General features: G+C 67.2%; 17 protein-coding genes. 6 read left to right on the forward strand and 11 right to left on the reverse strand.

Annotated features, from left to right (window positions below):
• The 5 genes from fliO to ACUJB0_RS12855 form a co-directional block, all read left to right on the forward strand.
• Positions 1–487, forward strand: a 487-nt coding sequence (gene fliO / locus ACUJB0_RS12835; protein ID WP_444845567.1) for a flagellar biosynthetic protein FliO, incomplete at its 5' end; no start/stop codon positions are given.
• The gene (gene fliP, locus ACUJB0_RS12840) at positions 477–1,253 is read left to right on the forward strand and encodes a flagellar type III secretion system pore protein FliP (protein WP_161082766.1); all 777 of its coding nucleotides are present in this window, start codon (positions 477–479) and stop codon (positions 1,251–1,253) included. The genes fliO and fliP, both read left to right, overlap by 11 nt.
• 9 nt (positions 1,254–1,262) lie before the next feature.
• Positions 1,263–1,532 carry a flagellar biosynthesis protein FliQ gene (gene fliQ, locus ACUJB0_RS12845; RefSeq protein ID WP_117011636.1) on the forward strand — a complete coding sequence of 90 codons (270 nt, stop codon included), beginning with the start codon at positions 1,263–1,265 and terminating at the stop codon, positions 1,530–1,532.
• A 96-nt stretch (positions 1,533–1,628) separates the two neighbouring features.
• Entirely contained in the window at positions 1,629–2,471 is an 843-nt protein-coding gene (fliR, locus tag ACUJB0_RS12850) for a flagellar biosynthetic protein FliR (RefSeq protein ID WP_444845568.1), read from the forward strand.
• Positions 2,472–2,556: 85 nt separating this feature from the next.
• Positions 2,557–11,349, forward strand: a complete 8,793-nt coding sequence (locus ACUJB0_RS12855) for a beta strand repeat-containing protein (protein ID WP_444845569.1) — start codon at positions 2,557–2,559, stop codon at positions 11,347–11,349.
• 245 nt (positions 11,350–11,594) lie between these two features.
• On the opposite strand, the gene flgL is transcribed toward ACUJB0_RS12855, so the two are convergent.
• The 11 genes from flgL to flgB all read right to left on the reverse strand — a co-directional run bounded on the left by flgL (position 11,595) and on the right by flgB (position 22,464).
• A complete protein-coding gene (flgL, locus tag ACUJB0_RS12860) occupies positions 11,595–12,857 on the reverse strand; it encodes a flagellar hook-associated protein FlgL (RefSeq protein ID WP_444845570.1) in 1,263 nt (420 codons plus the stop codon).
• A 5-nt stretch (positions 12,858–12,862) separates the two neighbouring features.
• Complete coding sequence (flgK, locus tag ACUJB0_RS12865; protein WP_444845571.1) at positions 12,863–14,818, reverse strand: flagellar hook-associated protein FlgK; 1,956 nt, start codon at positions 14,816–14,818, stop codon at positions 12,863–12,865.
• 53 nt (positions 14,819–14,871) lie between these two features.
• The gene (flgJ, locus tag ACUJB0_RS12870) at positions 14,872–15,846 is read right to left on the reverse strand and encodes a flagellar assembly peptidoglycan hydrolase FlgJ (RefSeq protein WP_444845572.1); all 975 of its coding nucleotides are present in this window, start codon (positions 15,844–15,846) and stop codon (positions 14,872–14,874) included.
• 12 nt (positions 15,847–15,858) lie between these two features.
• Entirely contained in the window at positions 15,859–16,983 is a 1,125-nt protein-coding gene (locus ACUJB0_RS12875) for a flagellar basal body P-ring protein FlgI (RefSeq protein ID WP_444846048.1), read from the reverse strand.
• Positions 16,984–17,030: 47 nt separating this feature from the next.
• Positions 17,031–17,687: a flagellar basal body L-ring protein FlgH gene (locus ACUJB0_RS12880; protein WP_444845573.1), complete on the reverse strand. Its 657-nt coding sequence runs from the start codon at positions 17,685–17,687 to the stop codon at positions 17,031–17,033.
• Between the two features lie 10 nt (positions 17,688–17,697).
• Positions 17,698–18,480, reverse strand: coding sequence for a flagellar basal-body rod protein FlgG (gene flgG, locus ACUJB0_RS12885; protein WP_117011644.1), 783 nt, complete (start codon positions 18,478–18,480; stop codon positions 17,698–17,700).
• 81 nt (positions 18,481–18,561) lie between these two features.
• A complete protein-coding gene (flgF, locus tag ACUJB0_RS12890) occupies positions 18,562–19,302 on the reverse strand; it encodes a flagellar basal-body rod protein FlgF (protein ID WP_161082773.1) in 741 nt (246 codons plus the stop codon).
• Positions 19,303–19,313: 11 nt separating this feature from the next.
• Positions 19,314–20,873, reverse strand: coding sequence for a flagellar hook protein FlgE (locus tag ACUJB0_RS12895; protein ID WP_444845574.1), 1,560 nt, complete (start codon positions 20,871–20,873; stop codon positions 19,314–19,316).
• A gap of 37 nt (positions 20,874–20,910) precedes the next feature.
• The gene (locus tag ACUJB0_RS12900) at positions 20,911–21,612 is read right to left on the reverse strand and encodes a flagellar hook assembly protein FlgD (protein WP_444845575.1); all 702 of its coding nucleotides are present in this window, start codon (positions 21,610–21,612) and stop codon (positions 20,911–20,913) included.
• A 16-nt stretch (positions 21,613–21,628) separates the two neighbouring features.
• The gene (gene flgC, locus ACUJB0_RS12905) at positions 21,629–22,036 is read right to left on the reverse strand and encodes a flagellar basal body rod protein FlgC (RefSeq protein WP_117011648.1); all 408 of its coding nucleotides are present in this window, start codon (positions 22,034–22,036) and stop codon (positions 21,629–21,631) included.
• A gap of 2 nt (positions 22,037–22,038) precedes the next feature.
• Positions 22,039–22,464 carry a flagellar basal body rod protein FlgB gene (gene flgB, locus ACUJB0_RS12910; RefSeq protein ID WP_444845576.1) on the reverse strand — a complete coding sequence of 142 codons (426 nt, stop codon included), beginning with the start codon at positions 22,462–22,464 and terminating at the stop codon, positions 22,039–22,041.
• A gap of 158 nt (positions 22,465–22,622) precedes the next feature.
• On the opposite strand from flgB, the gene flgA reads away from it, so the two are divergent.
• Positions 22,623–23,333, forward strand: coding sequence for a flagellar basal body P-ring formation chaperone FlgA (gene flgA, locus ACUJB0_RS12915; protein WP_444845577.1), 711 nt, complete (start codon positions 22,623–22,625; stop codon positions 23,331–23,333).
• Positions 23,334–23,411 lie beyond the last annotated feature (78 nt).

Here is a 23,411-nt window from a genome sequence, read left to right on the forward strand (position 1 = left end):
CACGACGGCCGCGCCAGCCCCCGGCGCTGCGGCCGATGCGCCCGCCTCCGTGGCAGCGGCGTCCGCGCCCGGCTCGGCGGCCACGGCGGCCCCGTCCGGCCCGCTGGCGATGACCATCCCCACTCCGCAACCGGCGGCCACCTCGCCCGGCGGCGGCCTGCTGCAATCGCTGTTCGCGCTGGTGTTCGTGGTGGCGCTGATGCTCGGCGCGGCCTGGTTGCTGAAGCGCTTCGGCCCCAAGAACTTCGGCGGCGGCAACAGCAACGTCAAGCTGGTCGGCGCGCTCAGCGTCGGCGCGCGCGAGCGCATCCTGGTGGTGGAAGTGGGCGAACAGTGGATCGTGGTGGGCGCCTCGCCCGGCCGCATGAACGCGCTGGCCACCATGCCGCGCCAGGAAAGCAGCGAACCGGCCACCACGGCCGCGCTGCCCACCGCCAACTTCGCCGAATGGTTCAAACAAACGATCGAAAAACGCAATGGCAAATAAGCAGGCCGGCCTCACCCCGGCCACGGCCGTCAAATCCCTGTTGATGCTGGCCGCGCTGGCCCTGCCGCTGGCGGCCGGCGCCGATTCGAGCATCGGCATCCCGGCCTTCAACGCCACCCCGGCGCCGGGCGGCGGCACCAGCTACACGCTGCCGATCCAGACCATGCTGCTGATGACGGCGCTGACCTTCATCCCGGCCGCGCTGCTGTTGATGACCAGCTTCACCCGCATCATCATCGTGCTGTCGCTGCTGCGCCAGGCGCTGGGCACGCAATCGGCCCCGCCCAACCAGGTGATGGTCGGGCTGGCGCTGTTCCTGACGCTGTTCGTCATGGGCCCCACCTTCGACAAGATCTACACCGAGGCTTACCTGCCACTGCAGGAAAACAAGATCAACATGAGCGTTGCCATGGACAAGGGCGCGGCGCCGTTAAAAACTTTCATGATGAAGCAAACCCGGCAGGCCGACCTGGCCTTGTTCGTGAAACTGTCGCGCAGCCCCGCGCTGCAGGGGCCGGAAGACGTGCCGCTGCGCATCCTGGTGCCGGCCTTCGTCACCAGCGAGCTCAAGACCGCGTTCCAGATCGGCTTCGCCATCTTCATTCCATTTCTGATTATCGACATGGTGGTCGCCTCTGTACTGATGTCGATGGGGATGATGATGATGTCGCCGGCGGTGATCTCGCTGCCGTTCAAGCTGATGCTGTTCGTGCTGGTGGACGGCTGGCAACTGCTGCTGGGCTCGCTGGCCCAGAGCTTTTACTAGGAGCGCGCCATGACACCCGAAAGCGTGATGACGATGGGCCGCCACGCCATGGAGGTGACGCTGATGATCGCCGCCCCCATGCTGCTGGTGGCGCTGATCATCGGCCTGGTGGTCAGCATCTTCCAGGCCGCCACCCAGATCAACGAGGCGACCCTGTCCTTCATCCCCAAGCTGGTCGGCATCTTCGTGGCGCTGGTGGTGGCCGGCCCGTGGATGCTGGCGGTCATGCTCGACTACATGCGCGAGATCTTCGGCGGCATCCCCGGCCTTGTCGGCTAGACACTTTGCCAATATGTAACAATTTACGATTAGCTAAGAAGTTGTTTTAAAATAAGAAGGTTGATGCTCGGTGGAAATAAATAGGGAAAACGCCTCATGATTTCGTTCTCCACTGCCGATATCAATCTGTGGATCGCCGGTTTGCTGTGGCCGCTGACCCGCATCCTGGGCTTGCTGGCGGCGTCCCCGCTGTTCGGCAACTCCAGCGTGCCGGCCAGCGTCAAGATCAGCCTGGGCGTGTTGCTGGCCATGGTGGTGGCGCCGGCCGTGCCGCCGCTGCCGGCCGCCGACCCGACCTCGCTGGCCGGCCTGCTGATCGTGCTGCAGGAAATGCTGGTCGGGCTGGCGATGGGTTTCAGCATCCGCATCGTGTTCGCGGCGGTGGAGATGGCGGGAGAAATCTCCAGTTTGACCATGGGCCTGGGGTTCGCGACGTTTTTCGACCCCAACACCCAGGGCCGCTCGTCGGCGATCAGCCAGTTCCTGGCGCTGGTGGCGACCATGACGTTTTTGGCCGTCAACGCCCACCTGGTGCTGCTGTCGGCGCTGGTGGAGAGCTTTTACACGCTGCCGGTGTCGGCCTCGCCGGTGTACGGGGGCGGCTTCAAGCAGCTGGCCGACTGGGGCGGCAAGATTTTCAGCACCGGTGTGCAGCTGTCGCTGCCCATCGTGGCGGCTTTACTGATTACCAACGTTGCGCTGGGCATCCTGACACGCGCGGCGCCGCAACTGAATTTGTTTGGGATCGGATTTCCGATCACCTTAGGTGTAGGTTTGCTGGTCATCGCCATGACACTCCCGTACTTGGCGACGCCCGTGCAAAACCTGTTTTTGGATGGCATAGAACGCGCGCGGCTGATGCCGCGGACGTGGTCGCAGCGCCCTTCGACGGCTCCGCCGGCAAGCTTGCCGGTTCGACCTCCAGGGCCGCGGCCATAGCGAAATTCAATAGCCAGCCAGTGATTTTTGGTTTCCATGAGGCAATTATGCGCGTATCATGGAGGCTCCCCGGGAGAACAACGCAATGACTTCGATCGTTACCAGTTTCACAACCGACCAGATCATCAGTCTCACGACTGCGCAGATCGGCCTGTTCACGACCGAAGACATGCAGGCGCTCAGCTCCGACCAGGTCGGCGTGATGAGCTCGGCCCAGGTGCGCGCCATCAGCACGCTGCAACTGAACTTCCTGACCACCGACGGCCTGGCCGGCCTGTCCACCGACAACGTCCCCACCCTGACCCAGCAGCAGGTCGGCGCGCTCAACAGCGACCTGATCGCCGCCCTCAGCACCAACCAGATGGTGGCCCTGAGCACCCGCGAGATGCAGGCGCTGAGCAGCCGCCAGCTCAACCAGCTGAACTCGGACCAGGTCGCCGCGCTGGAAACGGTGGACCTGCGCGCGCTGTCGACCCTCCAGCTGGGCGCGCTCGGCTCGGACCAGGTCGCCAGCCTCACCAGCGACCAGCTCGGTTCGCTGGCCACCCAGCAGCTGCGCGCCCTCAGCACCAGCGCCGTGCAGGCGATCGGCACCGACCAGGTGCAGTCGCTGGCCACCGCCATGCTGACGCAGCTGACCACCAGCCAGCTCAACGCCTTGACGCAAGGCCAGCTGGCCGCCATCACCACCGACCAGATCGCCGGCCTGAGCTCGCTGCAGGTGAGCCTGCTGGCGACCGCCTCGCTGGCCAGCCTCGGCAGCGAGCAGGTGGCCGCGCTGGAGACCCGCGACTTGATCGGCCTGAGCAGTGGCCAGGTGGCCGCGCTGGGCGCGCTGCAACTGGCCGGCCTGAACACCGACCAGCTGCACGCGCTGCGCAGCAATGAAGTCGCGGCCCTCACCACCGACCAGCTGCTGCTGCTGGGCACCGACCAGCTCAATGCGCTGAGCTCGCTGTCCCCGTTCAACTCCGCCCAGATCGGCGCGCTCACCACCGACCAGGTCGCCGCGCTGACCACCCGCACCATCGCCGCGCTCGGCAGCGCCCAGCTGGCCGCGCTCAACGCCGGCCAGGTGCAGGTGCTGGTCAGCGACCAGATCATCGCGCTGTCGACCGCCCAGGTGGCGGCCCTGAGCAGCGCCGTGCTGGCCGCGCTGACCACCGGCCAGATGCTGTTCATTGAAACGCGCGACATCGGCGCGCTGACCTCGGCGCAGATCCGCGCCCTCGGCAGCGACCAGCTGGCGGTGCTCGCCACCGACCAGATCGCCGCGCTGAGCACGGCCGACGAGGCCGCCCTGCTGCCCGAGCAGCTGGCCGCGCTCGGCACCGACCAGCTCAACGCGCTGCGCAGCGTGGCCCCGCTGAACACGCTGCAAATCCAGGCGCTCTCCACCGACCAGATCGCCGGCCTGGACAGCAAGGCCATCGTCGGCCTCAGCAGCGTGCAACTGGCCGCGCTGACGGTCGGCCAGGTGCAGGCGCTGGGCAGCGACCAGATCATCGAGATGACGGCGCTGCAGTACGCCAACCTGGGCAGCAACATGCTCAACGCCCTCACCAGCACCCAGCTCGGCCTGATCGAGACGCGCGACATCGCCGCGCTGCGCGCCGCGCAGATCGCCCACCTGGCGACCGACCAGCTGGTGGTGCTGCTGAGCGACCAGTTCGTCGCCCTCAGCAGCAGCGCCATCGGCGCCCTCAGCACCGACCAGATCAGCGTGCTGACCACCGACCAGCTGAACGCGCTGTCGACGCTGGCCGGCCTGTCGGGCAACCAGATCGCCTCCTTCACCACCGCGCAGCTGAGCTCGCTGTCGCTGCACAACCTGGGCACGCTGGCCACCGGCCAGCTGCGGGTGCTGAACTCGGACCAGATCCAGTCGCTGACCACCGACCAGATCATCGCGCTGAGCGCGGCCCAGTTCCGCGGCCTGAGCTCGGCCGCCATCGCCGCCCTGACCACCGGGCAGGTGGCCGTCATCGAGACCGCCGACCTGGCCGGCCTCAACACGCAGCAGATCAACAAGCTGGGCACGGCCCAGATCGCCGCGCTGAGCACCGACCAGATGTTCGCGCTGACCTCGGCCGAGACCGCCGCGCTCGGCACCGACCAGGTGCAGGCGCTGAACAGCGAGCAGATCGACGCGCTGCGCTTCCTGACCGCGCTGACCACGCGCCAGATCCGCGCGCTCACCACCGACCAGATCGGCAACATCACCACCGCCGACCTGGCCAGCCTGACCACGCGCCAGTTCACCGGCTTCACCAGCGACCAGCTGCAGGCCCTGAACAGCGACCAGATCATCGCGCTGAACTCGGCCCAGCTGGTGGCGCTGAGCACCAGCGCCATGGCCGTGCTGTCGACCACCGCCATCGCCGCCATCGAGACGCGCGACATCCGCGCGCTGCGCACCGCCCAGATCGCCCAGCTGAGCACCAACCAGATCATGGCGCTCACCACCGGCCAGCTGGCCGCGTTCACCACCGGCGAGATCCGCGCGCTGACGTCCGACCAGCTGGCCGTGCTCACCAGCGACCAGATCGTCGCGCTGTCGACGCTGGGCCCGCTGCTCACCCGGCAGATCGCCGGCCTGACCACCGACCAGATCATGCAGCTGACCACGGACGACTTCGCGGCGCTGCAGACCAACCAGCTGGCCGCCTTCAACACCGACCAGGCCGCCGCGATCAGCAGCGACCAGGTGGTGGCGATGTCGACCGCGCAGGTGCGCGCGCTCAGCGCGGCCGCCATCGCCGCGCTCGGCACCGACCGCATCGCCGCGCTGCGCAACGCCGACCTGGTCGCGCTGAGCACGCGCCAGGTGGCCGCGCTCACCACCAACCAGCTGGCCGCGCTGAGCACGCAGCAGCTGCGGGTGCTCACCACCGCCGAGATCGCCGCGCTGACGCTGGGCCAGATCGCCGGCCTGAGCAATGGCCAGATCGACGCCCTGGCCACGCTGTCCGCGCTGACCACCGCCCAGGTCGCCGCCCTCAACAGCGACCAGCTGGCCGCGCTGAACCTGCCCGACCTGCGCTCGCTGAGCTCGAAACAGATCCACGCCCTCAGCACCGACCAGCTGGTGGCGCTGACCGTCGGCCAGATCGCCGGCATGACCACGGCCCAGCTGCGCGGCATCGCCGCCGGCGACATCGGCGCGCTCACCACCGACCAGACCGCCGCGCTGACCAACACCGAGCTGGCCTCGCTGAGCACCAAGCAGCTGGCCGGCCTGAACACCGCCCAGATCGTCGCGCTGACCCTGGGCCAGGTGGCCGCGCTGACCACGCAGGAGATCGCCGCGCTGACCACCGACCAGAAGGCCGTGCTGAGCAGCGACCAGATCGCCGCGCTGAGCTCGCTGGCCAGCTTCACGCCGGCCGCCATCGCCGCCCTCACGACCGACCAGATCGCCTCGCTGCCGCCGTCCATCCTGGCCGGCCTGACCACGCGCCAAATCGCCGCGCTGACCACCGACCAGATCGGCGTCTTGACCACCGACGAACTGGCGGCGCTGTCGACCGCGCAGTTCCGCGCCCTCAGCACCGACCAGATCGCCGCGCTGACGTCCGACCAGGTGCCGTCCCTTCCGCTGGCCGACGTGCGCGCGCTGTCGACCCGTCAGGTGGCGGCGCTGACCACCAGCCAGCTGAGCCAGCTGACGCCGGCGCAGTTCGGCGCGCTGAGCACGCTCGACATCGCCAACCTCAGCACGCAGCAGATCGCCGGGCTGTCGCTGGCCCAGGTGGCCAGCTTCGCCTCGCTGGCGCCGCTCACCAGCAAGCAGATCGCCGCCCTCACGACCGCCCAGATCGCCAGCCTGGCGCTGGCCAAGATCGCCACGCTCAAGACCAGCCAGATCGCCGGCCTGACCAGCCTGCAGGTGGGCGCGCTCACCACCGACCAGATCGTCGCGCTGAGCACGGCCCAGGTGCGCAGCCTGAGCGCCGCCACCCTGGCCGCGCTGTCGACCGAGCAGGTGGCCGCGATCGAGGCGGTGGACATCGCCGCGCTCGGCACCAGCCAGATCACCGCGCTGTCGAGCGACCAGATGGCGGCGCTGACCGCCGGCCAGTTCGCCGCGCTCAGCACCCGCACGCTGGCCAGCCTGACCACCGACCAGGTGGCCAGCCTGCTGCTGGCCCAGATCGACAGCCTGGCCTCGCTGGCGCCGCTGACCACCAACCAGGTCGGCGCGCTCACCACCGACCAGATCGCCAGCCTCGGCCTGGCGCAGATCGCCACGCTGGGCAGCCGCCAGCTCAACGCGCTGGCCAGCGCCCAGCTGCAGGCGCTCACCGCGGCCCAGATCGTCGCGCTGGAGACCGCGCAAATCCGCGGCCTGAGCGCGGCCACGCTGAACACGCTCTCCACCGACCAGATCGCCGCGATCGAACTGGTCGACATCGCCGCGCTGCGCACCGCCCAGGTGGCCGCGCTGAACACCACCCAGGTGGCCGCGCTCACGCTGGCCCAGCTCGGCTCCTTCACGTCGCAGGAGATCGCCGCGCTGACCACCGTCCAGCTGGGCGCGCTCACCACCGACCAGTTCGCCGCGCTGGGCAGCCTGGCCGGCCTCAACACGCGCCAGATCAGCGGCCTGTCGAGCGACCAGATCATCGCGCTGACGCCGGCCCAGGTGGCCGCGCTCAAGACCGCGCAGATCGCCGCCCTCAGCAGCACCCAGATCCGCTACCTCACCAGCGACCAGATCCCCGTGCTCAGCACGGCGCAGGTGCGGGCGCTGTCGGCCGCCGTCATCGCCGCGCTGACCACCGACCAGATCATGGAGCTGAGCGGGCCCGACCTGGCGGCGCTCAAGACCAGCCAGCTGATGGCGCTGACCAGCGACCAGCTGGGCGCGCTGTCGCTGACCCAGTACGGCACCCTGATCAGCAGCGAAGTGGCCGCGCTGACCACCAGCCAGCTGAGCTACCTGACCAGCGACCAGATCGCCGCGCTGGCCAACCTGGCGGTGCTGACCACCAACCAGATCAGCAGCCTGACCACCGGCCAGCTGGCCACGCTGTCGGTGCCGCGCTTCGTCTCGCTGACCACGCGCCAGCTGGGCGCGCTGGGCAGCCGCCAGGTGGCCGGCATCAACACCGACCAGATCATGGCGCTGTCGACCGCGCAGATCCGCGCGCTCAACACCAGCCTGCTGGCCGCGCTCAACAGCGACCAGCTGGACGCCATCCAGGCGCTGGACTTCGGCGCGCTGACCACCAGCCAGCTGCGTTCGCTGACCACGGCGCAGATGCAGGCGCTGCTGACCGACCAGCTGCACGCGCTGAGCTCGGCCGGCATCGCCGCCTTCACCCAGTCGCAGCTGGCCGCGCTCAGCAACGCCCAGGCCGCCGCGCTGGGCAACCTGGCCGACTACTCGACGCTGCAGATCGCCGCCATGTCGACCAGCCGCATCGCCGGCCTGTCGCTGCTGGACATCGACCTGCTGAGCACGCGCCAGATCGGCGCCCTGTCGTCGACCCAGGTGTCGGTGCTGAGCAGCGACCAGATCATCGAACTGAGCGGCGCCCAGGTGGGCGCGCTCAGCGCGGCCGCGCTGGCCGGCCTGGGCACCGACCAGATCACCTACATCGAGGCGGGCGACATCACCGCGCTCAAGTCGGCCCAGCTGCAGGCGCTCTCCAGCGACCAGCTGCAAGCCCTCACCAGCGACCAGATCGGCGCGCTGACCACGCGCGAGGTGGCCTCGCTCAAGGCCAGCCAGATCCCCCTGCTGACCGCCACCCAGCTGGCCAACCTGGCCGGCATCGCCGGCCTGAGCTCGGCGCAGATCCGCGCGCTGGCCTCCCAGCAGATCGCCGCCCTGCTGCCGGACCAGATCGCCGCGCTGCGCACCGCCCAGATCGCCGCGCTGAGCAACACCCAGATCATCAACCTCAACAGCGACCAGATCATCGCGCTGACCACCGCCGACATGCTGGCGCTGAACACGCGCAGCCTGGCCGCGCTGACCGCGGCCCAGATCGTCGCGATCGAGCTGGCCGACATCGCCGCGCTGCGCTCGGCCCAGCTATCGTCGCTGACCACCGACCAGTTGGCCGCGCTGACCACCGACCAGGTCGCCGTGCTGAGCAGCAACGCCATCAACGGCCTGACCGTCAACCAGGTGCACGCGCTGACCACCGACCAGATCGTCAATCTGTCGGCCGGGCAGCTGGCCGCCATGTCGACCCGGACCATCGCCGCGCTCAACTCCGACCAGTTCGCCGCCATCGAAGTGGGCGACGTGGCCGCGCTGCGCACCCAGCAGATCCGCGCGCTGACCTCCAGCGAGCTGATCAACATGACCAGCAACCAGCTGACCGCGCTCAGCACCGCGCAGATCGCCGCGCTCAGCACGGCCCAGCTGAACTACCTGACGCCGGACCAGTTCCTGCTGCTGGGCTCGCTCGGCTCGCTCAACACCAACCAGGTGTCCACGCTGACCACCGACCGCATCCAGGCGCTGACCGACGACCAGCTCGGCGCGCTGAGCACCGCCCAGCTGACCGCGCTGACCAGCCGCCAGCTGCAGGCGTTCAACACCCACCAGATCCAGCAACTGTCGGTGGCGCAGTGGCGCGCGCTGAGCACCTCGGCGCTGCGCGGCCTGTACAGCGACCAGATCACCGCGATCGAGGTGGAGGACCTGTCGGGCCTGAAGACCAGCCAGATCGCCTCGCTGAGCACGCTGCAGATCTCGCTGCTCACGCTCGACCAGTTCGGCGCGCTCACCACGGCCGAGGTGGCCTCGCTGACCGCGGCCCAGGCCAAGGCCCTGACCACCGACCAGCTCAACGGCCTGGCCACCCTGGCCGGCCTGACCACGCTGCAGGTCAGCGCGCTGACCACCGACCAGCTGGTCGCCCTCAACGGCGACCACATGGTGACGCTGCGCACCGCGCAGATCGCCGCGCTGACCAAGACCCAGCTGCAAGCGTTCACCACCGACCAGGTGGTCAACCTGAGCACCGCGCAGGCGCGCGCGCTGAGCGTGGCCGCGCTGGCCGGCCTGAGCACCGACCAGATCCAGCTCATCTCGCTGGACGACATCCCCGCGCTCAGCAGCATGCAGTTGAACGCGCTGACCAAGGCCCAGTTCACGGCGCTGACGCTGGGCCAGATCGGCAGCCTCGCGACCCAGCAGATCGCCTCGCTGAGCCCGGCCGACATCGCCGCCCTGACCACCCAGCAGATGAACTCGCTCAGCACGCTAGGCGTGCTCAACGCCGGCCAGGTGGCGGCGCTGACCTCGGACCAGCTGGGCGGCATCGACGTCGACCACTTCGGCACCCTGCGCTCGGCGCAGATCGCCGCCTTCACGCTGCGGCAGATGGCGCTGCTGACCACCGACCAGCTGGGCGCGCTGAGCACCCAGCAGGCGCGCGGCCTGAACATGACCATCCTGGGCACCGACCAGATCGCCGCGCTGAACGTCGACGCGGTGGCCGCGCTCACCACGGCGCAGCTGCAAACGCTCAAGACCAGCCAGATCAGCGCCCTCACCGGCGCCCAGTTCGCCGCGCTGTCGACCCGTTCGCTGGCCTCGCTGGCGGTGGCGCAGATCCACGGCCTGAGCACCGACCAGCTGGCCGCGCTCGGTTCGCTGAGCGCCTTCACCGCCAACCAGATCACCGGCTTCAGCTCCGACCAGATCGTCGGCCTGTCGGCCGACATGATCAACAGCCTGCGCACGGCGCAGATCGCCGCGTTCGGTTCGACCCAGTCGCTGGGCCTGACCACCACGCAGATCTCCTCGCTCGACCCGACGCTGGTGGCGTCGCTGTCGGTGGCGGCGATCAACGCGCTCAGCGCCGACCAGATCCACGCGCTGGACGGCAACGACATTGTGGCGCTGAAGACCGCGCAGCTGTCGGGCCTGAGCGCGACCACCATCACCAACTTCTCGCTCGACCAGGTGGCCGCGTTCTCGACCGCGCAGATCCGCTCGCTCAAGAGCACGCAGATCAAGGCCTTCACGCTGGAGCAGATCGCCGCGCTGACGGCCGGCGAAATCTCCGCGCTGGCCTCGACCCAGGTGTGCGCGCTGACCGCCGAGCAACGCGCCGCGCTCACCGCCGACCAGCTGGCGGTGCTGCCGGCCGGCAGCCCGGTGATCCTCGACCTGAACGGGGACGGCATCGCCACGCTGGGCATCGAAGCCGGCGTCAAGTTCGACCTGTACGCCGACGGCGAGCGCATCAACACAGGCTGGGTCGGCCGCGGCGACGGCCTGCTCGCGCTGGACCGCAACCACGATGGCCAGATCAACGACGGTAGCGAGCTGTTCGGCACCGCCACCAATCTGGCCGGCGGCGGCAAGGCCAGCGACGGCTTCGCCGCGCTGGGCGACCTGGACAGCAACCACGACGGCGTGGTCGACAGCAAGGACGCGCAATACGGCGACCTGCGGGTATGGATCGACGCCAACGCGGACGGCGTCAGCCAGGAAGGCGAGCTCAAGACATTGAACGCGCTGGGCATCGCCAGCCTGACGGTCAAGGCCGACAAGGTGAGCGAGCTCGACAACAACAACTGGATCGGCCGGCGCTCCAGCTACACCGGCACCGACGGCGTAGCGCACCAGGCGGCCGACGTCTGGTTCCTGGCCAGCCGCGCCGCGCAAACCAGCGCGCTGACGCAAGCGATCACCAGCTACGGCCAACAAGCCGTCGCGATCGACAGCGGCGGCAGTGGCCAGCTGACGCAACCGTCCGCGCCCGGCCTGGCCGGCAACGTCGCCGCGCTCACCGAGCAGCTCAAGCAATACGACGCCACCACCAGCCTCAGCGGCAGCGCCACGGCCGGCGAGCAAGACTGGTTCCGCAAGCCCACCACCGCAACCGGCCTGCTCGCCGCCAAATAAAATGGGGCCAAGTCCGCCATTCGGACACTAAAATTGGGGTCAAGTCTGGCATTCGGACACGAGCTCAGCAGTAGCAAGGCGCTACTGCTGAGCTCGTGTCCGAATGCCAGACTTGACCCCAAAGTTTCTACGGCTGAGCTCATGTCCGAATGCCAGACTTGACCCCAAAGTTGGCGCCACAAAAAAAGCCCTGAACGCGCAAGCGTCAGGGCTTTTTTTTTGGGGCCGCGCCGAGCGCGGCGGGATCAGGTGATGTAGTTGAACAGCGATAAGCCCGCCAGGCTCTTGAACGATTTCTGCGCCGCGTCCAGCGTGGTCTGCTGCTGCGTGAACAGCGAGATCGCCTTCACCGTGTCGACGTCCTGCAAGTCCGACAGCGTGGTGGCGTACTGCAGATTCAAATCGTCGCCGGAACTGTCCAGGTAGTCCAGCTCCTTGAGCCGCGAGCCCACCTCCGACTGGATCGACAGCAGATTGTCGGTGGCGTTGTCGATGTTCATGTGCGCCTGGTTCAGCTTGTTGTTCAGGCTGGCCTGCCCCGCCGCGCCGTCGCCCGGCGCGCGCAGCGCGGCGATCAGGTCGGTCACGGTGGTGAAGATCGATTGCTTGGTGCTCGGCTGCACCGTGAAGTTGTCGAGGTTGGCCGGATCGCCCTTGACGTCGAACTGCACGCCGTCAAAGGTGATGTTCTGCCCGCTGACGTAGGGCTGCGGCACGGCCGGCACCGGCGCCGGCGGCACCGGCTGGTTCAGCGTCAGGTCGGTGACGGTGTAGGTGGTCACCTTGGGCGTGCCCGGCGTGGCCGGCACCACCTGGAAATCCACCTGGTACTTGTGGCCGGTCAGCTGGGTCGCGTCCTTGACCGAGCCCGCGCTGATGATGCCCGAGCCGCCGCGCGTGAAGTTGGCCGGATCGGGCGTGGTGACGAAGGTGCCGTTGCCGGTCGCGTTGTTCTCGAACACCGACTCGCCCGAATCGCTGATCGGCAGCTTGCGCGTCGAGCCCACCTGCAGCTCACGCTGGCCCTGGTCGCCCTGGTAGGCGGCGCCGGTGGCGGTCTGGGTGAACGGCAAGGTGGTCGACTTGTAGCCGGAGAACACATAGCCGCCCGTGCCGTCGGCGGTGTTGGCCTGGCCCAGCAGGTCGGCCAGACGCCCCTCCAGCTCGGTCGCCAGCGAATCGCGGTCCTTTTGCGTCATGCCACCGTTGCCGGCGTTGACGGTCAGCGTCTTGATGTCCTGCAGGATCGAGGTCGAGCTCGCCAGCGCCACCGTCTCCAGCGACAGCGTGCCCTTGGCGTTGGAACGGTTGGTCACCAGCTGGGTGTTGATCGATTGCGACTGCGTCACTTCCAGCGCGCGCGCGGTGGCGATCGGATCGTCCGCCGCGGTCAGGTTCTTGCGGCCGGTCGCCAACTGCTGCTGGGTACGGGCCAGCGCGCTTTGCAGCGTGCTGATCTGCCCGACGCCGACGTCGTAGATCGTCTTGGAACTGATGCGCATGGTCATGATAATTACCTAATGTTGAGCAGGACATCAAACAGCGTGCTGGCGACCTGCATGACTTTGCCGCTGGCCTGGTACGCCTGTTGATAGCGTAACAGATTTGCCGCCTCCTCATCCAGGTTCACACCGGAGACGCTCTGCTGCTGCGTGGTGGCCTGGGCCACGGCGGCGTCGGCGGCCGAGCCGCTGATCTGCGCCTCGCGCGCCTTGTTGCCGACGAAGTTGACCATCTGCGCGTAGGTGGTCTGGTAGGTGGCGTTGCCGTTGTCGAGGATGTTCTTGGTCTGCAGCCCGGCCAGCAAGGCGCCGTTGCGGCTGTCGCCCACGCCGCTGACGTTGGGCCCGACGGTGAACGTGTCGAGGTCGGCCGGCGTGCCGCTGATGTTGAAGTTGATCCCGCCAAAGCTGATCGCCGCGCCGTCCGTGTACGGCACGCTCGGCGTGCCGGCCGGATACACCGTGGCCACGCCGTTGACCGTGACCGTCACGTCCTGCGCCGGCGGGAAGCCCGACAGCGAACCGCTGGCCTTGTCGTAGGTCAGCGTGACCGGCGCGGCCAGCGCGTTGCCCGGCGTCAGGTAGACGGGATCCACCGTGCCGGCGCTGATCTTGGCGTTGCCGGCGTTGGTGGTCGGCGCGGCGGTGGCGATCGGCGCCGCCAGCGCGATCTTGGTGCGGTCGGTGATGGCGACGTTGAAATCGTGCGCCGCGTTGTAGGTCGGCCGCACCAGGAAGTTGTCCTTGGCCTGCGGCGCGCCGGTGATCGTGTAGTCGACGCCGTCGATGGTTTGCGGCACCGTCTGCGGGAACGGGTTGATCTGCGTGATCTGGCCGTCGCTCAGCCGGGTGACGTTGAAATTGGTGCCGTCGAAGTCCACGCTGTAGTCGCTGGCGGTGAGCTTGCTGGCGTCGGTGACCACCGCGCTCACGGTGGCCGTGCTGGCCTGCGAGTTGTGGCTGTTGACGCCGACATAGGCGTTGATCGGCCCGAAGAACGGCGTGCCCAGCGCGCCGTTCTGGTCCTGCCCCAGCACGTGCTGGGCGTTGAAGCTGACCGCCAGCCCGGCCGCCACCTGGCCCAGCGAGTTTTGCGCGCGGTCCATGGTGCCGTCGCGGAACGTGATCAGGCCGCCCAGCTGGCCGCCGGTCAGCACGCTGTCCGGCAAGGCGCTGAAGGCGCCGCTGGGCGACTGGTAGCCCACCGTCACGCGGCTGACATCGGTCGGCGAGGTGGAGGTCGCCAACTGGAAGGCGGTGTTGCCCACCACCAGCGGCTGGCCGGTGCCGAACTCCACCGTCAGCGTGTTGTTCTCGCCGGGGATGACGGTGGTCTTGACCAGCTTGTTCAGCTCGGTCAGCATCTGGTCGCGGTGGTCCAGCAGGTCGTTGGGCGCCTTGCCGTCCACGCTCAGGCCGGCGATGGTGTTGTTCAGCGCGGCGAGTTCCTTGGCGAAGGAGTTGATCTCGCCGACGGTGGATGTGATCTGGCCGTTGACGCCGGAGGCGATCTCGGTCAGCCGCGCGCTCAAACCCTGGAAGCGCCCGGCCAGCGAATTGGCGCTCGACAGCATTGCCTGGCGCGACGCGGACGAGGCCGGGTTCGAGGTGGCGTCCTGCACGCCGTTGAAGAAGTCCTGCAGCGCCGGCGACAGGCCGGCGGTGGGATCGGCCAGCAGGTTGTCGACCTGGCTGATCTGCTTGGTGTAGGCGTCCAGCGAGGCCTGGCTGGACTCGGCGTTGCGCAGCTGCACCGCGAGGAAATTGTCGTAGTAGCGGCGCACGGCCGACACCTCGGTGCCGCTGCCGACGAAGCCGAAGCCCTGGTCCTGGGTCGCGGTGTCGGACTGGATGGCGGCCTGGCGGCTGTATCCGGCAACACCAGCGTTGGTGATGTTGTTGCCGGTGGTCGACAGACCTACCTGGGCCGCCAACAAACCGCTTTTGCCGATGCTGAGAAGTGACATGATGTTTTTACTCTATCTGTAAGAGGGTAACGGCAGGCCGCCGCCAAACTTGACTAGCCGGCCAGCGAGCGCTTGATGATGCTGGTCAGCTTGGTCGCGTAATTCGGGTCGGTGGCGTAGCCGGCCTTCTGCAAGCCGTGCGCGAAGCTGCTGGCGTCGCCCGCGCTGGCCAGCACCTTCTCGTAGCGCGGATTGCTGGCCAACAGCTTGGCGTAGTCCTTGAAACTGTCGCTGTAGCTGTCGTAGGCGCGGAAGCGCTCGACCTTGGTGTGCGCCTTGCCGTTGACATATTCGGTGGTGGTGGCCTCGACCACCTTGCCCTTCCAGTCGCCGCCGGCCTTGATGCCGAACAGGTTGTGGCTGTTGCTGCCGTCGCGGCCCTTGATCTCGCGCTTGCCCCAGCCGCTCTCCAGCGCGGCCTGGCCCAGCATGAACTTGGCCGGGATGCCGGTGGCGCGGCTGGCCTCCTCGGCGTCCGCGCCGAGCTTTTGCTGGAAGCTGCGCACGTGCGCCGCCTGGCTGCCCTTGACGGTGGCAGGGACGGCGCTGTTGTCGTCCACCGAGCCGGCCGCACCCGCGGCACCGGCGCCGCCGGCCGCCGCGATGGCGCGCTGCAGCTTGGCGTCCATCAGGCTGGCCAGGCCGCCGAAGCTGCCGCCGTTGGCGCCGCTGCCGGTGTCGCCGGCCTCGTTGCCGATCGCCAGCGCCTGCTTGTCGGCGGTCTTGGACAATTGACGGATCAGCATGTCCGACAGACCGATGCCCTTCTTGGCGATATTCTGGCTGGTCTGCTGGTCCAGCATGGTGGTGAACATCTTGGTCTGCTGGCTGTCCATCATGCCGTCCTGCGGCGTCGCCTCGCGCATGCTCTTCATCATCATGTTGACGAACATGGCCTCGAACTGCGTGGACGCCGTCTTCAGCGCCTCCGGGCTGCCGGCCTTGGCCGACTGGCGCAGGCTGCCCATGTCTTTGACGTCAAGGGCGAACTTGCTGCTGAGGTCGTTGAAGGTGTTTGGACTGGTCATGATGCGCCCCGCTTAAATGATTTCCAGCTCGGCGCGCAGCGATCCGGCCGCCTTCATCGCCTGCAAAATGGCCAGCAGATCCTGCGGCGTGGCGCCGATGGCGTTGAGCGCCTTGACCACGTCGGCCAGCGAAGCGCCGCCCTTGACCAGCATGACCTTGCCGCTGTCGGCCTTGATGCCCACCTGCTGGTTGGGCGCGACCACGGTGCGTCCGCCCGACAGCGGATTGGGCTGGCTGATCTGCGGATCGGCCGTCACCGAGATCGACAGGTTGCCGTGCGAGATGGCGCAGGTGTCGAGCGTGACCGCGCGGTTCATCACCACCGAGCCGGTGCGCGCGTTCATGATCACCTTGGCCGGCTGCTCGGCCGGGTTGACCTGCATGTCCTGCAGGGTGCCGATGAAGCTCACCCGCTGGTCGCTGCTGCTGGGCGACTGCACGCGGATCACGCGGCTGTCCAGCGCGTAGGCGATGCCGGGACCGTATTTATCGTTGATCACCTCGACCACGCGGCTGGCGGTGGCGAAGTCGGCGGTGTTCAGTTCCAGCTTGATGAAGTTGCCCTCGCCCAGGCTGGTGGCGACCGCGCGCTCGACCGTGGCGCCGCCGGAGATCTTGCCCACGCTCAGGTGGTTGACGGTCAGCGAGCTGCCGCCCGCGCCGCCGGCCGCCACGCCCACGCCGCCCACCAGCACATTGCCCTGGGCCATGCCGTAGACCTGGCCGTCGGCGCCCTTGAGCGGCGTCATCAGCAGCGTGCCGCCGCGCAGGCTCTTGGCGTTGCCCATCGACGAGACGGTGATGTCCAGCGTCTGGCCCGGCTGCGCGAACGGCGGCAGCGAGGCCGTCACCATCACGGCGGCGACGTTCTTCAATTGCAGCGAGGTGCCCTGCGGCAGGTTCACGCCCAGCTGCTGCAGCATGGAGACCACGCTCTGCACGGTGAACGGGGTCTGCGTGGTCTGGTCGCCGCTGCCGTCGAGGCCGACGACCAGGCCGTAGCCGATCAGCTGATTCTGCCGCACGCCGCCGATGCTGGCCAGGTCCCTGAGGCGCTCGGCATGGGCCGGCTGCACCAGCAGCGCGGCCACGGCCAGGAACACCAGCAGCGCCGCCAGCTTGCACAGGCCGGCCATGCGGCGCACGCCATCGTTGAGTTTGTGATTGCTGTCCATGATGGCCATCAGAAAGGTAACAGGCTTTGGAAGAAGCGCGACGCCATCGACGCCATCTCGGCGCGGTCGATCTGGCTGTTGGTGCGGTACTCGACCTTGGCGTCGGCCACGGCGGTCGACTGCACCGTGTTGCCGGTGGCGATATTGTCGGGATTGATCATGCCGGAGAAGCGGATGAATTCCACGCCCTTGTTCATCGCCACCTGCTTCTCGCCGGCCACGATCAGGTTGCCGTTGGAGAGCACCTCGACCACGGTCACGCCCATGGTGCCGGTGAAGGTGTTGCTGGCCGACTGGTTGTCACCGTCGGCGTACTTGCTGGCGTTGTTGGCGCCCAGCGTGGCGCCGAAGGTCGATTGCAGCGGGCCGGGCACGCTGGCGCTGACGCTGCCGGACTTGTTGCCCGAGCTGGCGCCGGCTTTCACGGCCGAGGTTTTCTCGGTGATGACCAGGGTCAGCACATCGCCCACGTGGCGCGCGCGGCGGTCCTCGAAGATCGGACGAAAGGCCGCGTTCTGGTAGATCGCGCCGTTGCTGGGCGCGGTCTGCAGCTGCTCGCTGGTCAGCGGACGGGCCGTCATCGGCATCTGCACGATGGAGGTCGGGGTGGTCATGCAGCCGCTCAGGCCGATGGCCGCGGCGACGGTGGTGATGGCGTATTTCATGATCATCTCCTTACATCTGCGACAGCTTCGCCAGCATCTGGTCGGAGGTCGTGATGGCCTTCGAATTGATCTCATAGGCGCGCTGGGTCTGGATCATATTGACCATCTCCTCGACCACGTTGACGTTCGAGGTTTCCACATAGCCCTGCATGATGACGCCGGTGCCGTTGGTGCCCGGGGTGTTGGTCTGCGGATTGCCGGAAGCGCCGGTCTCGACGTACAGGTTCTCGCCCTTCGATTCCAGCCCGGTCGGGTTGATGAAGGTCGACAGCTGGATGCTGCCGATCTGCTGCGGCGCCACCTGGCCCGGCAGCGTGACAGAGACGGTGCCGTCGCGGCCGACGGTGATCGATTGCGCGGTGATCGGGATGGTGATGGCCGGCTGCAGCACGAAGCCGCTGGAGGTGACCATCTGGCCGTTGTTGTCGCGCTGGAAGGAGCCGTCGCGGGTGTAGGCGGTGGTGCCGTCCGGCAGCAGCACGTTGAAGAAGCCGTTGCCGTTGACCATCAGGTCCTTGTCATTGCCGGTCGACTGGGGATTGCCCTGGGTGTGGACCCGTTCGATCGCGACAGGCCGCACGCCGGTGCCGAGCTGCATGCCCGACGGCAGGTTGGTCTGCTGCGACGATTGCCCGCCCGGCTGGCGGATGTTCTGGTACAGCAGATCCTCGAACACCGCGCGCGACTTCTTGAAGCCGTTGGTGCTGACGTTGGCCAGGTTGTTGGACGTGACATCAAGCGCGGTCTGTTGCGCTTCCATGCCGGTCTTGGCGATCCACAGTGAACGTATCATGATGCTTCTCCCGTTGCTCGGACGGGAGCCGTCAAAAGCGACAGCTACTCATCCCACGCAACCATTATGCGGGAGAGGGCATCAACTCAAAGCGAGGATCTGGGTGGCTTTTGCGGCGTTATTCTCGGCGTTCTTCAGCAGGCTCATTTGCATTTCGAACTGCCTTGCCAGACTGATCATATTGACCATGGAATCGACCGGATTGACGTTGCTGCCCTCCAGCGCGCCATCGACCACGCGCACCGCCGGGTCGTTCTCGGCCGGCGTGCCGCTGACCTGCCGGAACAGGCCGTCGTCGCCGCGCACCAGGCCCTTGGGGTCCGGGTTGACCAGCTTGATCCGCCCCAGCACGTTGGCCGGGCCGGGCTTGAAATCGGTGGAGATGGTGCTGACCGTGCCGTCGCCGGCCACCGTCACCGTGGTGTCGGGCGGGATGGCGATCGGGCCGCCGTCACCCACCAGCGTCTGGCCGCTGGTGGTTTGCAGCAGGCCGTTCTCGCTGACCTTCAGGCTGCCGTTGCGGGTGTAGGCTTCCGAACCGTCCGCCGACTGCACCGCGATCCAGCCCTGGTCGCGCACCGCGATGTCCAGCGCGCGGCCGGTGGTCTGGATCGGGCCGGCGCGCATGTCGGCGCCCACCGTGGAATCGACCACAAACGCGCGCGTCTGCAAGCCCTCCGACACCACCGGCACCGCCCGGAACGTATCGAGCTGGGCGCGGAAGCCGGTGGTGGTGGCGTTGGACAGGTTGTTGGCAACGGTGGCTTGCTGCTCCATCACGTGCCGCGCCCCTGTCATCGCGGTATAAACCAGGCGGTCCATGGCTTACTCGATTATCGCAGGTTGACCAGGGTTTGCAGCACCGAATCCTCGGTCTTGATGGTCTGCGCATTGGCCTGGTAGACGCGCTGCGCGGTGATCATGTTGACCAGTTCGGCCGTCAGGTCGACGTTCGACACCTCGACCGAGCTGGCGCGCAGCGAACCCATCGAGCCGGCGTTCGGCACGCCCACCATCGGCGTGCCGGAGGCCGAACTTTCCGCCCAGGCATTGTTGCCCAGCGGGGTCAGGCCGTCGACGCTGGCGAAGTTGGCCATGGCGATCTGCCCCATCGGACGCGACTTGCCGTTGCTGTACTGGCCCAGGATCACGCCGTTGGCGTCGATGGCATAACGCTGCCACGAGCCGGCCGAGTAACCGTTCTGCACCGAGCCCAGGTCGTTGGTGACGCTGCCGTACTGGGTGGTCTTGTCGAAGGTGGTGGCCACCGTCATCGGCTGCTGCGCGCCGGTGTCCGGGAAGATCGGCAGCTGGATGTTGAACGGCAGCGTCTGCGGCGTCGGCTGCATCAGGGCCATCGCTTCCGGGTCCAGCACGCCGGTCTTGGTGAACAGCAGCGTGCCGGCCTTGACGGCGGGTACGGTGATGGCGGCGGCCAGCTTGGCGTTGATCTGGTCGGGCGTCATGCCGGTGATCGAGCCGCTGCCGGTCGGGTCGAGCGCGGTGATGGCGGCGGCCAGCGCGTCAAGCTGCGCCTGGGAAGCGGCGGCTGGCGGCGTGCTGGCGGCGGTGGTCATCGCGGCGCCGGCAGCGATCGCATACTGTCCCGCCGCCTGGGCGATGGCCGCCGGGTCCGGCGGCGTCGCGCGCACCGCATCGTTGTAGGCCAGGCGGGCAGCCGCAACGCCCTGATCGCTGTTCACCGCCGCGGCCACGCCGGCCGAGACGACTTCCTTGTTGTCGGCCGCCGCGTACACGTCCCAGGTGTTGGCATCGGTCTTGACGTAGTAGGTCGTCATGATGTGCGAGGTGCCCAGGCTGTCGTACACGTTCAGCACGGTCTGCTTGTTGTAGCTGGTCGGATCGCCGGCGTCGAACGGGATCGTGGCCGGCACCTTCTCCGCCGAGCTCAGGTTCAGCTGGAAGTTGGCGGTGGTGGTTTGCACCGGCGTCAGGTCGGACTTGTCCAGCGTCAGCGGGGTTGGCGCGCCCAGCTGGATCACGCCGGCCGCGTTCGACAGGTAGCCGGTCAGCACCGCGCCCTGCGCGTTGACCAGCGTGTGGGTGTTATCTTCATGGAACTGGCCGTTGCGCGAGTACTGCACCGCGCCGTTCACCACTTCGCGGAAGAAGCCGCCGCCGTTGATCGAGATGTCCAGCGGATTGTTGCTGGTCTCGATATTCCCCTGCGTGAATTGCTGGGCCAGCTTGGCGGTCGTCACACCGATGCCCGGGTTGTTGCCCGACACGCCGTTCAGCGAGTTGGCGTACAGGTCGGCAAACTGCGCCTGCGAGCCCTTGAAGCCAACGGTGCTGGCGTTGGCGATGTTGTTGCCGATAACGTCCAGCGATTTGGATGCTGCGTTCAGGCCGCTAAGTCCTTGTTGGAACATGGTATTCCCCTATGCTAGGTATGACGTGTGAACTGCGTTACAAAACTTCTTTGATATCGGACATCGCGAACTGTCCGAGCGAGGTATTCAGCTTGACGCCGCCGCTGCCGGTCGACACGCTGGCCACGGCCGCCAGCTGCAGCGGCGTGGCGTCGGTCAGGGTCTTGCCGGCGCTGACCGCCTTCACGCTGAAGGTGTAGCTGCCGGCCGGCGCGGTGGTCTTGGCGTCGGTGGTGCCGTCCCAGGTGATCGGGTAGGTGCCGACGTCGGTGCTCTTCATGTTCATGGTGCGCACCACGGCGCCGCTCTTGTCCTGGATCGAGATCGTGACGCTCTCGGCCGGCGAGGCCAGGTCGACCCCGAACACACTGGTGCTGGTGGTCTTGCCGGCGCTGTCGGTGCTGGTCGTCAGGTCGACGCCCTTGCCCGACACCAGCACGCCCTTGCCGATCAGGTTGGTCGCGGTCAGCGACTGCGAGGCGGCCTGGTCCGTGCGCAGCGACTCCAGCGTGGCGTTGACCTTGTTGATGCCGGTCACCGTCGACAGCTGGGCCAGCTGGCTGGTCATGGCCGCGTTGTCCATCGGGTTCAGCGGATCCTGGTTCTTCAGCTGCGTCACCAGCAGCTTCATGAACTTGTCCTGGTCCGCGCCGACGTCGTCGGTGGACTTGGTGCTGGTGTTGTTGGTTGTATTGATCGGTGCCGCGACTGGCGTGTCGATCACTGCGCTGATGGTCATGATGTCCTCTTATGAATTACTGGCCGATGGTCAGGGTTTTAAGCAGCAGCGTCTTGGCCGCGTTCATCGTCTCGACGTTGGTCTGGTAGGAGCGCGAGGCCGACAGCATGTTGACCATCTCGTCGACCACGTTCACGTTGGGCATGGTCACATAGCCCTTGTCGTCGGCCATCGGATGCTTGGGGTCGTACATCTGCTTCATCGGCGACTGGTCTTCCACCACCTGCTTGACCCGCACCCCGGTCGAGGCCCCGCCGTCGGTCGGCGTGGTGGCCTCGAACACCACCTGGCGCGCGCGGTAGGCCTCGCCGCTGGCGCTGGTGGCGCTGTCGGCATTGGCCAGGTTGGACGCCACCACGTTGAGCCGTTGCGCCTGGGCGCTCATGGCCGAACCTGAAACATTGAAAATATTAAACAGCGACATGATCAGCTACCTCCCTGTATCGCCGCCATCATGGTTTTGATCTGGGCGTTGATTGCGGTGATGCCAGCCTCGTAGCGGATGGCGTTGTCGGCGAACTGGTTGCGTTCCACATCCATGTCGACCGTGTTGCCGTCGACCGCGCCCTGCACCACGCCGCGGTACAGCAGCGGCGTGCCGTCCGCCATCGTCGTACCGTCTTGCTGGGGGTTGGGGTAATGCTTGCTGGCGGTGGTCTTCAAGGTGGCGTTGGCGCTGGGGCTGGCCTTGTCCAGCGCGGCCTTCATGGCGCTGGAAAAATCGATGTCGCGGGCCTTGTAGTTAGGCGTGTCGCCGTTGGCGATGTTCGAGGCGAGCACGCTCTGCCGCTGAGAGCGCAGGCTCAGCGCGGCTTCGTTAAAGCGCAGGTAATCGTCGAGTTTCCCAACCATGGCAGCTCCCAATGGACGCACTTGTTATGACAGGATCGATGATACGGAGTTGCCGGCGGTAACGATCGAGCGATAAGCCACTGCTTTTCGGTCCTATTCAAGGCTTCAAGTCCAGGCCGCCAGACTATGATGGCAACATTGAAGGGGACTCTCACGCCATGAAACGACTGCTCATCACCGCCGCCCTGCTGACCCTGCTGCCGGCGGCCCACGCCCAAGCTCAATCTCAGCAAGCGGCGCCGCTGCGCCAGGACGCCGCCGCGCTCAAGCGCAGCGTCGAACAATTCCTGCAGGTGCAAAGCGGCGGCCTGCCCGGCCAGGTGACGGTCGCCGTGGGCGCCATCGACCCGCGCATGAACCTGGCAGCCTGCCCCGATCCGCAGGCCTTCTTCATGCCCGGCGCGCGCGCCTGGGGCAAGACCACGGTCGGCGTGCGCTGTGCGACACCAACGGCCTGGACGGTATATATTCAAGCCACGGTCACCGTGGTGGGCGAGTACATCGCCAGCGCCGCCCCGCTGGCCCAGGGCCAGTCCATCGAGGCCAGCCAGCTGGTGACCTTGAAGGGCGACCTGACCGCGCTGCCGGCCGGCATCGCCACCGACATGGGCCAGGTGATTGGCCGCAGCACCAATATTTCACTGCCGCCGGGCACGCCGCTGCGTCTTGACACGCTGCGCAGCAAACCGGTGGTGCAATCCGGGCAACTGGTGCGGCTGGTTTCCAGCGGCAACGGCTTCAGCGTCTCGGCCGAGGCCCGCGCCATGAGCACGGCCGGCGACGGCCAGGTAGTGCAGGTAAAAACTTCCGGTGGGCAACAAATCACCGGAATCGCCAAGGCAGGCGGACTGGTGGAGGTGGCGTTTTGACGAAACGCCGGGGATCTTACGGTAAAGCAACGCTAAAGTTTTGCGCGCGGCCGCCGTTATAGAGTTAGATCCCGGAGT

Source organism: Duganella caerulea, from assembly GCF_040362985.1.
GTDB lineage: Bacteria > Pseudomonadota > Gammaproteobacteria > Burkholderiales > Burkholderiaceae_D > Rugamonas > Rugamonas vulcania.